This is a genomic window from Brachybacterium subflavum (genome assembly GCF_009299795.1).
Classification (GTDB): Bacteria; Actinomycetota; Actinomycetes; order Actinomycetales; family Dermabacteraceae; genus Brachybacterium; species Brachybacterium subflavum.
The window spans coordinates 206301-219307 of the sequence record NZ_VIGP01000001.1; the positions used below are offsets into that span (position 1 = coordinate 206301).

At 73.9% G+C, this 13007-nt stretch carries 11 protein-coding genes; 7 read left to right on the forward strand and 4 right to left on the reverse strand.

Annotated features, from left to right (window positions below):
- Nucleotides 1-159 precede the first annotated feature (159 nt).
- Nucleotides 160-1242 carry an ABC transporter substrate-binding protein gene (locus tag FHG10_RS00895; RefSeq protein ID WP_152351463.1) on the forward strand — a complete coding sequence of 361 codons (1083 nt, stop codon included), beginning with the start codon at nucleotides 160-162 and terminating at the stop codon, nucleotides 1240-1242.
- Nucleotides 1243-1249: 7 nt separating this feature from the next.
- Entirely contained in the window at nucleotides 1250-3424 is a 2175-nt protein-coding gene (locus FHG10_RS00900) for an iron ABC transporter permease (protein ID WP_152351464.1), read from the forward strand.
- A gap of 65 nt (nucleotides 3425-3489) precedes the next feature.
- Here FHG10_RS00900 and FHG10_RS00905 read toward each other — a convergent pair whose 3' ends face one another.
- Both FHG10_RS00905 and FHG10_RS00910 read right to left on the reverse strand, forming a co-directional pair.
- Nucleotides 3490-4518, reverse strand: a complete 1029-nt coding sequence (locus tag FHG10_RS00905) for an arginine deiminase-related protein (RefSeq protein WP_152351465.1) — start codon at nucleotides 4516-4518, stop codon at nucleotides 3490-3492.
- Entirely contained in the window at nucleotides 4515-5549 is a 1035-nt protein-coding gene (locus FHG10_RS00910; protein WP_152351982.1) for an ornithine cyclodeaminase, read from the reverse strand. Before FHG10_RS00910 ends, FHG10_RS00905 begins: the two co-directional genes overlap by 4 nt.
- Nucleotides 5550-5685: 136 nt before the next feature.
- On the opposite strand from FHG10_RS00910, the gene FHG10_RS00915 reads away from it, so the two are divergent.
- The gene (locus tag FHG10_RS00915) at nucleotides 5686-6141 is read left to right on the forward strand and encodes an Lrp/AsnC family transcriptional regulator (RefSeq protein WP_152351466.1); all 456 of its coding nucleotides are present in this window, start codon (nucleotides 5686-5688) and stop codon (nucleotides 6139-6141) included.
- Between the two features lie 393 nt (nucleotides 6142-6534).
- On the opposite strand, the gene FHG10_RS00920 is transcribed toward FHG10_RS00915, so the two are convergent.
- A complete protein-coding gene (locus FHG10_RS00920; protein WP_152351467.1) occupies nucleotides 6535-7683 on the reverse strand; it encodes a sensor histidine kinase in 1149 nt (382 codons plus the stop codon).
- Complete coding sequence (locus FHG10_RS00925) at nucleotides 7677-8441, reverse strand: response regulator transcription factor (RefSeq protein WP_227487947.1); 765 nt, start codon at nucleotides 8439-8441, stop codon at nucleotides 7677-7679. Before FHG10_RS00925 ends, FHG10_RS00920 begins: the two co-directional genes overlap by 7 nt.
- A gap of 201 nt (nucleotides 8442-8642) precedes the next feature.
- Between FHG10_RS00925 and FHG10_RS00930 the strand changes: the two genes are divergently transcribed.
- From FHG10_RS00930 to FHG10_RS18425, 4 genes are read left to right on the forward strand one after another with little or no spacing between them, the layout of a single operon-like run.
- Nucleotides 8643-9170, forward strand: a complete 528-nt coding sequence (locus FHG10_RS00930) for a DM13 domain-containing protein (protein WP_227487948.1) — start codon at nucleotides 8643-8645, stop codon at nucleotides 9168-9170.
- A complete protein-coding gene (locus FHG10_RS00935; protein WP_193636141.1) occupies nucleotides 9167-9646 on the forward strand; it encodes a DoxX family membrane protein in 480 nt (159 codons plus the stop codon). The genes FHG10_RS00930 and FHG10_RS00935 overlap by 4 nt, the downstream gene beginning before the upstream one ends.
- A gap of 10 nt (nucleotides 9647-9656) precedes the next feature.
- Nucleotides 9657-10487, forward strand: a complete 831-nt coding sequence (locus FHG10_RS00940; RefSeq protein ID WP_152351469.1) for a DUF5926 family protein — start codon at nucleotides 9657-9659, stop codon at nucleotides 10485-10487.
- On the forward strand, nucleotides 10484-12988 hold the full coding sequence (locus FHG10_RS18425; RefSeq protein WP_319803194.1) for a glycosyltransferase: 2505 nt from the start codon (nucleotides 10484-10486) through the stop codon (nucleotides 12986-12988). Before FHG10_RS00940 ends, FHG10_RS18425 begins: the two co-directional genes overlap by 4 nt.
- Nucleotides 12989-13007 lie beyond the last annotated feature (19 nt).

Below are 13007 nucleotides of genomic sequence, written 5' to 3' on the forward strand. Positions count from 1 at the left end.
CCCGCCCCTCGCGCCCGCTGATCCCGTCCCCGCCCACCCGCGCACGCCGCTCCCGCATGTGCCGAGCGCGCCCCGAATCTTCGCCCCGCCGCAGCGCCCACCGCGCCGCACACCACCCCGCCCGCACCCGGCCGCCCGGCCGGCATCCCTCGGAGAACCATGACCACCACCTCGCTCCGCACCACCGCGTCCGCCGTCCGCTCCCGCCCCTCCGCGCTGCGCCGCCTCGGCGCCGTGCTCACCCTGGGGCTCACCGCGCTCTCGCTCGCCGCCTGCGGCACCACCGACGTCGAGGCGTCCACCGACGCCACGAAGGACGCCTCCGCCGTGTCCGAATCCTGCGCGGACGACTCCACCTCGACCGCGACCGGCGCCGTCGAGCTCACCGATGACTTCGGCCGCACCGTGACGCTCGATGAACCCGCGAAGCGCGTCGCCGTCCTCGAATGGCAGCAGACCGAGGACCTGCTCAGCCTCTGCGTGGCCCCCGTGGGCGTCGCCGACGTCGAGGGGTTCACCACCTGGGACACCGCCGAGAAGCTGCCCGACGGCGTCACGGACGTCGGCCAGCGCGGAGAGCCCGACCTCGACACCCTCTACGGCACGAACCCCGACCTGATCATCGTCGAGGCCTCGAGCAAGGACGACGAGATCATCGGCCAGCTCGAGGAGCGCGGGGTGCCCGTGCTCGCCACCCGCGGCGCCGACGCGAAGGACCCCATCGGGAACATGAAGGACCTGTTCTCCCTGATCGGGAAGGCCACCGGCCGCACCGAGCGGGCCGACGCGGTCCTCGAGGAGTTCGACCAGCACCTCGCCGAGGCCAAGAAGGAGGTCGAGGACGTCGACCTGCCCACCCGCGACTTCGTCTACTTCGACGGCTGGGTCGACGGCGGCAACGTCTCCATCCGCCCCTTCGGCAAGGGCGCCCTGTTCAGCGCGCTCGGCCAGGAGCTCGGGCTGAAGCCCGCCTGGACCGGGAAGACCGACGCGATCTACGGGCTCGGCCAGACCGACATCGAGGGACTCACCTCGGTGGGCGACGCGAACCTCTTCTATACGTCGACCGACGATCCGGCCGGCAACTACGTCACCGAGCTCGAGAAGAACGACATCTGGACGTCGCTGCCCGCCGTCGAGGACGGCCGCGCCCACCCGTTCCCCTCGAGCATCTGGACCTTCGGCGGCCCCCGCACCTCCGAGCAGGCGGTCGACGCCTACGTCGACGCGCTCACGAAGTGACCCGCCCGTGAGTCCCACGGCGAGCCCGACCACCACCCCCGAGAGCGGGCAGCGGGCCCCGGGCGCCACTCCGCCCCCGGCCGCCGCTCCGGCCCCGGCCGCGCGCCGGCGCCCGGGCGTCGGCGCGCTGCTCGCGGGCGGCGGCGGGCTCGTGGCTCTCGCCGTGGTGCTCGTGGTCGTCGGCGCCTGGCATCTCACCCAGGGGACCTCGGGCATCGGCCTCGGCGACCTGCTGCGCGCCGCCGTCGGGGCGGACCCCGCCGAGGGGGCGGGGGAGGCCGGCGTCCCGGTCTCCGCGATCTTCTCCGCCTCGCGCCTGCCGCGACTGCTCGCCGGCATCGCGGTCGGCTTCGCCCTCGGCGCGGCCGGCGCCGTCCTGCAATCCATCTCCCGCAACGCCCTCGCTTCGCCGGACACCCTCGCGGTGACCGCCGGGTCCTACCTCGCGATCGTCGCCGTCGCCGCCTTCGGCCTGGCCGTGCCGCTGTGGGCGTCCGGCGCCGTCGCCTTCGCCGGGGGACTGGCGGCCGCGGGCCTCGTGCTCGCGATCTCGGGAGGTGCGGGGACCTCCACCACCCGGCTCGTGCTCGCCGGGTCCGCCGTCGCGCTCGCCCTGCAGGCCGCGACCTCCGCCCTGCTCATCCCCTTCGAGGTGCAGACCACGGGCCTGTTCGCGTGGGGCAGCGGGTCGCTCGCCCAGCTGAACCTCGACGCCTCCCTGCGCGCGATCCCGGTGATCGTCGGGGTGCTCGTGGTGATGCTGCTGATCGCCCGGCGCCTGGACATCCTGGGGCTGGGCGACGACGCCGCCTCCTCTCTCGGGATCCCCGTGCGCCGCACCCGTGTGCTCGGGATCCTCGGCGCCGTGCTGCTCACCGCGATCGCCGTGACCGTCGCCGGGCCCGTCGGCTTCGTGGGCCTGGGCGCCCCGGTGCTCGCCCGGCTGCTCGCGGTGCTGCTGCCCGCCCTGCACCGCCACGTGCTGCTGATCCCCGCCTCGGGACTGCTGGGCGCGCTCGTCGTCATCCTGGCCGATGCGCTGCTGCGCGGGATCGCCGGCGCCGAGGCGGCGTCGAAGATCCCCACCGGTATCGCGACCTCCCTGCTGGGCGCGATCATCATGATCGTCCTGGCCCGTCGGCTGCGGGACTCGGGGCCCGCGAAGGAGCCGCCGCAGGCCCGCACCCCGCCCCGCTCCGGCCGGCGAGCCCTCGTGATCAGCATGCTCGTCCTTGTGGCGCTCGCCGGAGCCGGGCTCGTCGGGCTGCTCGCCGGGAGCCTCTGGCTGCGCACGGGCGACGTGGTCCTGTGGATCCGGCACGCGGCGCCGGCGCCCGTGCGGTTCGCGCTCGACGAGCGCCTCCCGAGGACCACCGCCGCGATCGTGGGCGGGGCGGCCCTCGCGCTCGCCGGCAGCGTCGTGCAGTCCACCGTCCGCAACCCCCTCGCCGAGCCCGGCATCCTCGGCATCACCGCCGGGGCGGGCCTGGGCGCCGTGCTCGCGATCGGCGCCGGGGGCGCGGGCGGCGCGAGCAGGCCCGTGATGGTGGGCGCCGCCATCGTCGGCGGCCTCGTCACCTTCGCCGTGATCTACCTGCTGGCCTGGCGGCGCGGCATCCGACCCGAGCGCCTCGTGCTCGTGGGCATCGGCATGGGCTTCGCCCTCTCCTCCCTCTCCACGTTCCTGCTGCTGTGGCAGAACCCGTGGGACACGCCGCGCCTGCTCACCTGGCTCTCCGGCACCACCTACGGCCGCGGCCTCGTCGACGTCGCGATCGTCGCGATCGCCCTCGTCCTCATCGCGCCCTTCGTGCTCTCCCGCTCGCGCGAGCTCGACCTGCTCGCGCTCGACGAGGACTCCCCGCGGATCCTCGGCGTGCGCCTCGAGCGCACCCGTCTCGCGGTGATCGCCTGCGCGGCCGTGCTCGCCTCGGTGAGCGTCATCGCGGTGGGCACGATCGGGTTCGTGGGGCTCGTCGCCCCGCACCTCGCGAGAGCCCTGGTCGGCGCGCGGCACGTGCGCTCCGTGCCGGTCGCGATGCTGCTGGGCGCGCTGCTGGTGAGCATCGCCGACACGATCGGCCGCACCCTCATCGCCCCCGCCCAGGTCCCCGCAGGGCTGGTGGTGGCGATCATCGGGGCGCCCTACTTCGTGTGGCTGCTCTGGCGCTCGCGCGCGTGAGGAGCCGGGGCCGACGGGGCTGACGAGGTCGATCGGGCCGACGAGCCGACGGGTCGGCGAGCAGCTCAGACGCGCGGCGCCAGGTGGATCCCGGCGATCATGCAGCGCACCGAGCCGCCCGCCGTCTCGATCGTCGGCACCTCGACCGCGCGCACCCGGCACGAACGCTCGATCCGGCGGAGCTGATCCGGGGCGAGCGCCGCCGCGGCGGTCGCGGACATCATCAGCGAGCGCTCGCCCGCGGCGTCGCCTGTGGCGTCGTCTGTGGCGTCGCCCCCGGCGCCGCCCGCCGGGCCGGCATCCGCCGCGACCTCGAGGCAGTTCCCCGCGAAGGCCCGCACCTGGCCCTCGTCCAGCTCGACGACCTCCCGGCCGCCCGCACACAGACGCTCCCGCACCGCCTCGCGCCGCGCCGGGTCCCGGATCATCGAGGCGCCCAGAACGGCGACCTCGGTCCCCACGCTCATCAGCACGTTCGTGTGGTAGACGGGCACGCCCGCGGCGTCGGCCGCATCGACGACGAGGGGCTCGAGTCCGAGATCCGCGCACACGTCCGCCAGCAGCGTCTCGTCGAGGCGCCGCGAGCGGCACGCGAAGGCGGTGCGCGTGACGTCGTCGAGCACCATCGCCCCGGTGCCCTCGAGGTAGCGCGCGTCGGCCTCGCCGTCGGAGTAGTCGACGACCCTGCGCACGTGGAAGCGCGTGCGCAGAGCGGCGACGATGTCCGCGCGGCGCTCGGCGCGGCGGCTGGGCGCGTACATGGGGAACAGGGCGAGCGTGCCGTCCGCGTGCGTGCTCAGCCAGTTGTTGGGGAACACGCTGTCGGGCGTCGCCGTGCCCGGATCATCGAACATCGTCACCGCGACGCCCGCCGCATCGAGCGCGTCCGCGAGGCGGACCACCTCGTCGTACGCCCGCCGGGCGAGGACAGCAGGATCCACGGCCCGCGCGGCGTCGAGGGACTGGAAGGCGTTGTCCAGCGCGGTCTCCGGGTTCGCCGTGAAGTGGTGGGGCCGCACCAGCAGGGCCCGCGACGGGGACTGCACGGGGAGCGGGGGCGACGTCCGCGCACCGGCGAGGGCCGGGGCACTCATCGCCCGCCGACCGGAGACAGCGAGCCGACCAGCGAGAACAGGTCCTTCGGGTCGCTCGGGGAGGCCACCAGGTCCACGTCGGAGACCAGGTCGGTGCCCGTCGTCGCGTCGCGCGCGCAGCGCAGGCCCGAGAAGTCGGAGATCGCGAAGCCCACCGAGTCGAACACGGTGATCTGCTCGGGCGAGGTGCGCCCCGCGGCCGTGCCCGTGAGCACCTCCCAGAGCTCGGTGACGGCGAAGTCCTCCGGCATCTGCTGGATCTCGCCCTCGATGCGGGTCTGCGGCGTGAACTCGACGAACACGTCCCCCGCCTCGAGGATCCGCGGATCCAGCTCGGTCTTGCCGGGGCAGTCGCCGCCGATCGCGTTGACGTGCACGCCGGGGCGCACGTCGGTCAGGTCCAGGACCCGGTTCTGGGCCTTGTCGGCGGTGCAGGTGGTGATGATGTCCGCGCCCTCGGCCGCCTCCGCCGCGGTCGCCGCGTCGTGGATGCGGAAGCCGAGCGGCTCGAGGTTGCGGCGGACCTTGTCGACCGCCGCAGGATCGACGTCGAACACGCGCAGCTCCTCGATGCCGAGCACTCCGCGGAAGGCGAGCGCCTGGAACTCCGACTGCGAGCCCGCGCCGATGAGGGCGAGCACGCGGGCGTCGGGCCGGGCGAGGGTGCGGGCGGCGAGGGCAGAGGCGGCCGCGGTGCGCAGCGCCGTCAGCAGCGTCATCTCGGACAGGAACACGGGGTAGCCGTTGTCGACGTCGGCGAGGACGCCGAAAGCGGTCACGGTCTGGAAGCCGCGCGCGGGGTTCGAGGGGTGGCCGTTGACGTACTTGAACGCGTACGTCTCGCCGTCGGAGGTCGGCATCAGCTCGATCACGCCGAAGGGCGTGTGGCTCGCGATCCGGGGGATCCGCTCGAAGCTCTGCCAGCGCCGGAAGTCGTGGTCGAGGTAGCCGACCATGGTGGTGAGGATGTTCTGGGCGCCGTCCCGCACGATCCAGCGGGCCATGTTCGCCACGTCGAGCAGCTGCGTCATCGTCATCGCTCCGTCTCTCGCGGTGTGCCTGGTGAAGCTCAGAGTAGATTTCGCAGATGGCAGGCGGAAGAGCAGGATCGCGCGAGATCTGCCAAGCTCATGCGCAATCTGAGAGCAGAGATCTAGCATTCTGCGCATGAACACTGCACAGGACGGCTCTGCGGACCGGCTGACGGATCTGGACCGGAGACTGCTCGCGGCGCTGCGCACCGACGGGCGCGCGCCGATCGCCTCCCTCGCCCAGCGGCTCGGCGTCTCGCGGGCGACGGTCTCGCACCGGATCGAGAAGCTCACCGCCCGGGGAGTCATCGTCGGCTTCTCGGTGCGCGTGCGCGACTACGCGCAGGCGGCGCCCGTGCGGGCGATCTCGTTCATCGAAGTCGAGGGGCGCACGACGGACCGGGCGATCGACGCCCTGCGCGGCTTCGTCGAGATCCAGAACCTCCACACCACCAACGGTGGCTGGGACCTGGTCGCCGAGATCGCCTGCGAGGACCTCGCGGCCTTCGACGGCGTGCTGCGCCGGATCCGCGGCATCGAGGGCGTGGTCAACTCGGAGACGAGCCTGCTGCTCAGCTCGGTGGTGCGCTGAAGGGGCCGGGACGTCGCGGTCGTCGCGGTCAGGGCATGGGCGGTCAGGGCATGGGCGGACCCGCAGGCAGCGCTCGCGCGCCTGCCGGATGGACGAGGTCCGGCGCCTGCGGGTCCGGGCAGCTCGGTGGGATTCGCTGCACGTCCCTCGATCTGGTGGTCGGCGGCGGTGCCGCCGGTCAGGTCGATGGTCGCCTCAGCGGCGAGCCACCTCACATGTCCGAGAGAACTTCATCTGTCGGATCACCTCCTTCCCTGTGTCCGACGAGCGTAGAACCGGACGCGAGAGGGCGGCAAGGGAATAAGAGCGGCAAGGGATTCACAGGAGCGGGCGGCACGGGTTCCACAGCGGAAGGGGAAGACGTGGCGTCTGCCTCCCGAGCGCCCCTCGAGCTCACCCCGCGGGCAGCACGAGGTCGAGGCGGAAGCCGCCGTCCACCCGCTGCGCCCTGACGTCGCCGCCGTGGGCCTCGGCGATGCCGCGCACGATCGCGAGGCCGAGGCCCGCACCGCCGGATCCGCCGAGGTCATCGGACTGCGTGCGCGCGGGATCCTCGCGCCAGCCGACCTCGAAGATCTGCCCGATGTGCTCGCTCGCCACGCCCGGTCCCTGGTCCAGGACGCTGAGGACCAGTCGGTCGCCGGGCAGGACATCGGCCGAGACCACGATCTCCCCGCCCTCGGGGGAGTGGCGCACGCCGTTGCTGAGGAGGTTCGCGAGCGCGCGCGTGAGCTCGCGAGGATCCGCCCGCAGCACGCGGCCCTCGATGCCGCGATGCACGATGCGGATGCCGCGCTGCTGGGCCACGGGCATCACGTCGGCCACGGCGTCGGAGACGAGATCCAGGAGCTCGACCGTCTCCCGCCGCAGCACGAGGGTGCCGGACTGCAGGCGGGAGAGCTCGAAGAGGTCCTCGACCATCGAGCTGAGGGTGTCCACCCGGCCGCGGATGCCGCGTGCATAGGCGACGGGGTCGTCGGCGGTGCCCGCCTCGAGCGCCTCGGCCATCGCGCGCAGACCCGTGAGCGGGGTGCGCAGGTCGTGGGAGATCCAGGCGATCGACTGCCGACGGTCCGCGTCCAGCGCCTCGATCTCCGCACGGGCCGAGCTGAGCCGGCGGGACGTCTCCGCGAGCTCGGTCGAGAGGGTCTCGAACTCCTTCCACCCGGGCCCGTCGGCCTCGACGCCGGGCCCGGCCCCGGCGCGGTCCCCGAGCCGCCGCGCCGAGTCCGCGAGAGCGGTGATCGAGGTGCGCACCCGCCGGCCCAGCAGCAGGCGCGCGGCCGCGATCGAGATCAGTCCGGAGACGGCGAGCACCCAGGCCAGGACCGTGAGGTCGTGCGCGGAGAAGTACATCTCCACGAGCACCGCGAGGGTCGTCGCCGCGATCGAGAGGACCGTCGCGACCAGCAGGATCACCGTCTGCGAGACGATGCTGCCGCGCCGGTTCAGATGCAGCGCCCACCAGGCGCCGCTCATCACGACGCCCGTGCACACGATCGTCGTCGCGACGATGAGCAGGTAGTCGATCGGGCTCAGCACGTCGGCCCCGATGATCGCGGCAGGGGCGGCGGCTGCGCCCGCCGGGGCGATCCGGCGTCCCCTGTCTCCAGGCGGTACCCGGCGCCCCATTCGGTGCGCAGGAAGCGGGGCGACGTCGGGTCGGGCTCGATCTTCTCGCGCAGGCGGCGCACGTGGACGGTCACCGTCGAGGCATCGCCCTCGCTCCAGCCCCAGACCTCACGGAGGATCTCGTCGCGCCGCACCACCTGGCCCTCGCGACCCAGCAGGAAGAGGAACAGCTCGTACTCGCGCGAGGTCAGCGCGATCTCACGATCGCCGATCCGCAGCCGGCGATGCGCCGGGTCCACGCGGAACGCGCCGGCCGTGAACGCGACAGGCGCCGCGTCGGGCAGGCGCCGACGCAGCAGGGCCTCGAGCCGCAGCTGCAGCTCGCGCAGGGAGAAGGGCTTGGGGAGGTAGTCGTCGGCCCCGTGCTCGAGCCCCTCGATGCGGTGGTCGACCGTGCCCAGCGCGGTGAGCATGAGGATCGGCACGTCGCTGATCCCGCGCACCCGGCGGCACAGCTCGTCGCCGCTGAGCCGCGGCAGCATCCGATCGAGCACGATCACGTCCGGGAGCCGCATGCACATCGCCTCCCACGCCGCATCTCCTGCCGCGAAGGGCTCGACCCGGTGTCCGGCCGCCCGCAGATGGTCGCCGACCACCGTGCGCACGGCCGGATCGTCCTCGACGATCATCACCCGTGCGCCCGTGCTCGTCCTCTCGCTGCCGGTCACGCAGCCAGCGTAGGCGCAGGGGGAGTCCGCGGACCTTACGGATCCGTCACCCGTCCTTACGGTTCCGTCATCGCGCTCACGGAGCCGTCATCCTCCTTCTCCGCGGGCGACGGGCCGGGTCGACTGGTCGTCATCGGGGTCGGCATCGGGCCGACGCCCGGGCCGGGAAGCATCCCGGCCCTCGACACAGGAGGAACTCCCATGCGCATCACCCGCACCCTGCAGCGCGCCGCCCTCGGCGCCGGAGCGCTCGCGCTCGCCGCCGGCCTCGCCGCCTGCGGCTCCGGCTCCGGCGGCTCGATGGACGACGGCGCGGCGAAGGACGGCTCGTCGGCGATGGAGTCGAGCGACGGAGGCGGCGACGCAGGCATGGCGTCCGACGGCGGAGGCGACATGAGCAGCGACATGGGCGGCGACATGGCCATGTCCATGGCCCACGGCAGCTTCGCCGGGGCGAACGGCAAGAGCGTCGCAGGAACGGTGAGCATCGAGGACGGGAAGCTCATGCTCAGCGGATTCTCCTCGGACGAGGGTCCCGACCTGCACCTCTACCTCGCGAAGGGCGATGACGAGGCCGCCGTCGGCTCGGGGATGGAGCTCGGCGACGTCGCGTACGACTCGGCCGAGCAGACGTTCTCCGTCGAGGGCGTCGACCTCTCGCAGTACGACCACGTGGTCGTCCACTGCGACAAGGCCAAGGCCGTGTTCGGCAGCGCCGCGCTGTCGTGAGCCCGGGGAGCGGGCGGGCGCATCGGGGGAGGCGCGCCGCGTCGGCCGCCGCCGGCGCGGCGCTGGTCGCGCGCCTCGTCCTGGCCGCGCTCTGGCTGGTCGAGGGCGCGGTGAAGGTGCATGCCGGATTCGGCGCAGCGGACATCGGCCTGGTCGTCGAGGGGGCGCGGTCCACTCCGCGCGTGCCCGAGGTGTTCGGCCTGTTCGCGGAGCACGTGATGGCCCCGCTGTCCGGTGTGTTCGGGATCGGGATCCCCGTTCTCGAACTGGCCCTCGGGGCCGGGCTCGCGCTGGGGTGGGGCGCACGCCTGCTCGCTCTCGCCTCCAGTGCGACGCTCGCCCTGTACTGGCTGTCCGATCAGCTCGTCGTGCAGTATCCCGTGATGATGCTGCTCGGCGCCGTGGTGCTGTGCCTGGCACGGGGCCCGGTACGGGCCCGCGCGCCCCGCTCCTCCGTCGGGCCGACGCATCGGTAGACTGGCGGGCATGTCGACGAGCTCACGAGACGCGCTGGTCCGCCGTCCTTTCGAGGGTCTGCCGCAGGAGCAGGATCTGGTGGCGATGCGCCAGCTGATCCCCGCCGCGACCATCAGCGCGCGGACCACCGCCGAGTACGGGAGCGAGGCCGTCACCCTCGCCACGATCCTGCCGATGAACTGGCCCGCGATCCGCCGCTCCGACGGCTCTGTCGTCGTGGGCCTGCAGGCGAGCGTCCCCGGCGGGGACCTCTCGCGCGCCTTCGGCCAGGCGATCGTGCAGGCGCTCGCGCTCGAGCCCGGATCGCCGGTCCCCACGGTCACCCTCGAGGACGGCTCCCCGCGCCTCCAGGACGTGCTGGACCTCGACGGCGACTTCGCGATCGAGGTCCACGACTCCTTCGAGTTCTGGGTCGATCCCGAGGCCGATCGCACCGCCGAGGTCGAGGCCTCCCTGCGGGAGGCGAACGACAAGATCATGCCGACCCGCCCCGTCGCGGGGCTCGAGCACGCCTACTGGGTCGACGCCGGCCCCAAGGAGCACCTGCGCTGGGTCCTCGATGCCGACGAGGACCGCGTCGTCGACGCCGTGGCCCGCCTGCACGCGCGCCGCGAGTCCGGCATCGGCGAGGGCACGAAGTACGTCGGCTCCTTCCGGGCCGAGGGGCTCACCATCCCCGTGTGGGACCTGCCCTCCGGGTTCGGGGCCGAGGGAGTCGAGGCACAGGCGGAGGCGTTCAGCGCCCGCTTCCTCGAGGCGCTCGGGACCACCGCTCCGCTCACCGTCATGGAGCGGCGGGCCCGGGGCGGCATCGTCGCGCGCCAGGTGACCCTGCGATGAGCGCGGCGGGGCCGCTCGCGGCCGACCGTCCCACGGCGGTCGCCGTGGTGATCCCCGCGAAGGACGAGGCCGACCGCATCGAGGCGACGATCCGCGCCGCCCAGCGCATCGACCGCGTGGACACCGTGGTGGTCGTCGACGACGGCTCGAGCGATGCGACCGCGGCGGTCGCCACGGGTGCCGGCGCGCTCGTGGTCCGCCACCGCACCAACCGCGGGAAGGCCGCCGCGATGGCGACCGGCGCGCGCGTCATCGCCATGCGCGAGGACACCGAGGCGGCCGACGGCGGCGCGGACTTCCGCGAGGAGCTCCACGCCGAGCCCCGCATGCCCGGCCACACGGGTCCGCTGCCCGTGATCTCCCCGTCGGACCTCATCTCCCGCGCGCTGCTGTTCCTCGACGGGGACATGGAGGACAGCGCCGAGAACGCCGCACCGCTCGTGGACGCCGTCCTCGACGACGGCGTCGACATGGCGATCTCCCTGCTGCCCCCGCAGAACGGCGCCGCCGGCTTCGGGATCGTGGTGCGCACCGCCCGCAACGGCATCCGCCGCATCACCGGCTGGGAGCCGCAGCAGCCGCTCTCGGGCACGCGCTGCATCACCCGCGAGACGTGGGAGGCGTGCCAGCCGCTCGCCCCCGGGTGGGGTGTGGAGACGTCGCTGACGATCGACGCGCTGACCGGCGGGTTCTGGGTGAAGGAGGTGCCCTGCGACCTGCGCCATCGCGCCACCGGCAAAGACCTCTCCGGACAGCTGCACCGCGCCGCCCAGCTGCGCGACGTCACCCGCGCGCTGCTGCGCCGTCGCACCGTGCATCCGCCCGAGGTCGCGGAGGAGCCGCCCTCCGACGTCGAGGAGTCGACGCTCGGTGTCGAGGAGCCCCCAGCGGACGCCGGGGAGTCGACGGAGGCCGCCGCGGAGTCGAGCGTCGTCGAGGAAACTGCCGATGCCGACGATGCGCCCTCCGAAGCGGATGTCGAGCCGATGGCCGCTCCCGTCGTGGATGAGCACGTCGAGCCCGCATCGCAGACGCTCGATGGAGCAGTGCCCGAGGATGAGCTCTCGCAGGTCGATGCGACCCAGCAGGTCGTGGGTGCCGAGCAGGTCGACGAGCCCTCGCAGGGCGACGCGACCGACCGGGTCGGCGTGGCAGAGCAGCTCGATGAGACCCAGCGGCTCGATACGACCGCGCACGCGGATGAGGCGGAGCCAGGAGCGGAGACGGAGTCCGCGCGTCTGCATCCCGCGCCCGCCAGCTACCCCGACGATGTCGATGCCTGGGGGATCGCATCCTCCGGGGAAGCGGTCGTGGAGGACGATCCCTCGGAGCCGGAGCCGGAGCCGGAGCCGGAGCCGGAGCCGGAGCCGGAGCCGGAGCCGGAGCCGGAGCCGGAGCCGGAGCCGGAGCCGGAGCCGGAGCCGGAGCCGGAGCCGGAGCCGGAGCCGGAGCCGGAGCCGGAGCCGGAGCCGGAGCCGGAGCCGGAGCCGGAGCCGGAGCCGGAGCCGGAGCCGGAGCCGGAGCCGGAGCCGGAGCCGGAGCCGGAGCCGGAGCCGGAGCCGGAGCCGGAGCCGGAGCCGGAGCCGGAGCCGGAGCCGGAGCCGGAGCCGGAGCCGGAGCCGGAGCCGGAGCCGGAGCCGGAGCCGGAGCCGGAGCCGGAGCCGGAGCCGGAGCCGGAGCCGGAGCCGGAGCCGGAGCCGGAGCCGGAGCCGGAGCCGGAGCCGGAGCCGGAGCCGGAGCCGGAGCCGGAGCCGGAGCCGGAGCCGGAGCCGGAGCCGGAGCCGGAGCCGGAGCCGGAGCCGGAGCCGGAGCCGGAGCCGGAGCCGGAGCCGGAGCCGGAGCCGGAGCCGGAGCCGGAGCCGGAGCCGGAGCCGGAGCCGGAGCCGGAGCCGGAGCCGGAGCCGGAGCCGGAGCCGGAGCCGGAGCCGGAGCCGGAGCCGGAGCCGGAGCCGGAGCCGGAGCCGGAGCCGGAGCCGGAGCCGGAGCCGGAGCCGGAGCTTGCGACCGAGCCTGCACCGGCGACCGAGTCCGAACCGGCGGCCGGGCCGTCCACCGAGCCCCCGTCGGCCGGCGGCTCGACCCCCGTCGCTCTCGACGACACGACCGGCGGAGCATCGTCGGCCCGCTCGCTCTCCGATCTCCCCGCATCGGGTCCCTTCGATGCCGAGGATGCGCGCGAGCTCGAGCAGGTCGATATCTCCGCCCTCGACGAGGATCTGCGCGCGCTGCCCGTCGACGGCCCCTTCGAACCCGAGGACGTGGTGCTGCTGGCCGGCGCCGACCTCCACGAGCTGGGTCGGCGCATGCACGAGGCCCCCGTGGACGGCCCCTTCGCCCCCGAGCACGCGGTGATCATGGCAGCGCATCTCCAGCGCCGCGTGCCGCGCGTGCCCGAGCGCATCAACCTGCCGATGGACGCCGGTGAGTACACCTCGCTCGTGGTCCAGTCGGCTGTCGAGGAGGCCGACGCCGAAGGACAGCGGGACCGCGGGCGCGACTGAGCATCAGCATCACGCGGCC

Bases quoted from the DNA above. Each gene is read 5' to 3' on its own strand.
- FHG10_RS00895 (WP_152351463.1), top strand. From the start codon at position 160: ATGACCACCACCTCGCTCCGCACCACCGCGTCCGCCGTCCGCTCCCGC.
- FHG10_RS00905 (WP_152351465.1), bottom strand. From the start codon at position 4,518: ATGAGTGCCCCGGCCCTCGCCGGTGCGCGGACGTCGCCCCCGCTCCCC.
- FHG10_RS00910 (WP_152351982.1), bottom strand. From the start codon at position 5,549: ATGACGCAGCTGCTCGACGTGGCGAACATGGCCCGCTGGATCGTGCGG.
- FHG10_RS00915 (WP_152351466.1), top strand. From the start codon at position 5,686: ATGAACACTGCACAGGACGGCTCTGCGGACCGGCTGACGGATCTGGAC.
- FHG10_RS00930 (WP_227487948.1), top strand. From the start codon at position 8,643: ATGCGCATCACCCGCACCCTGCAGCGCGCCGCCCTCGGCGCCGGAGCG.
- FHG10_RS00940 (WP_152351469.1), top strand. From the start codon at position 9,657: ATGTCGACGAGCTCACGAGACGCGCTGGTCCGCCGTCCTTTCGAGGGT.
- FHG10_RS18425 (WP_319803194.1), top strand. From the start codon at position 10,484: ATGAGCGCGGCGGGGCCGCTCGCGGCCGACCGTCCCACGGCGGTCGCC.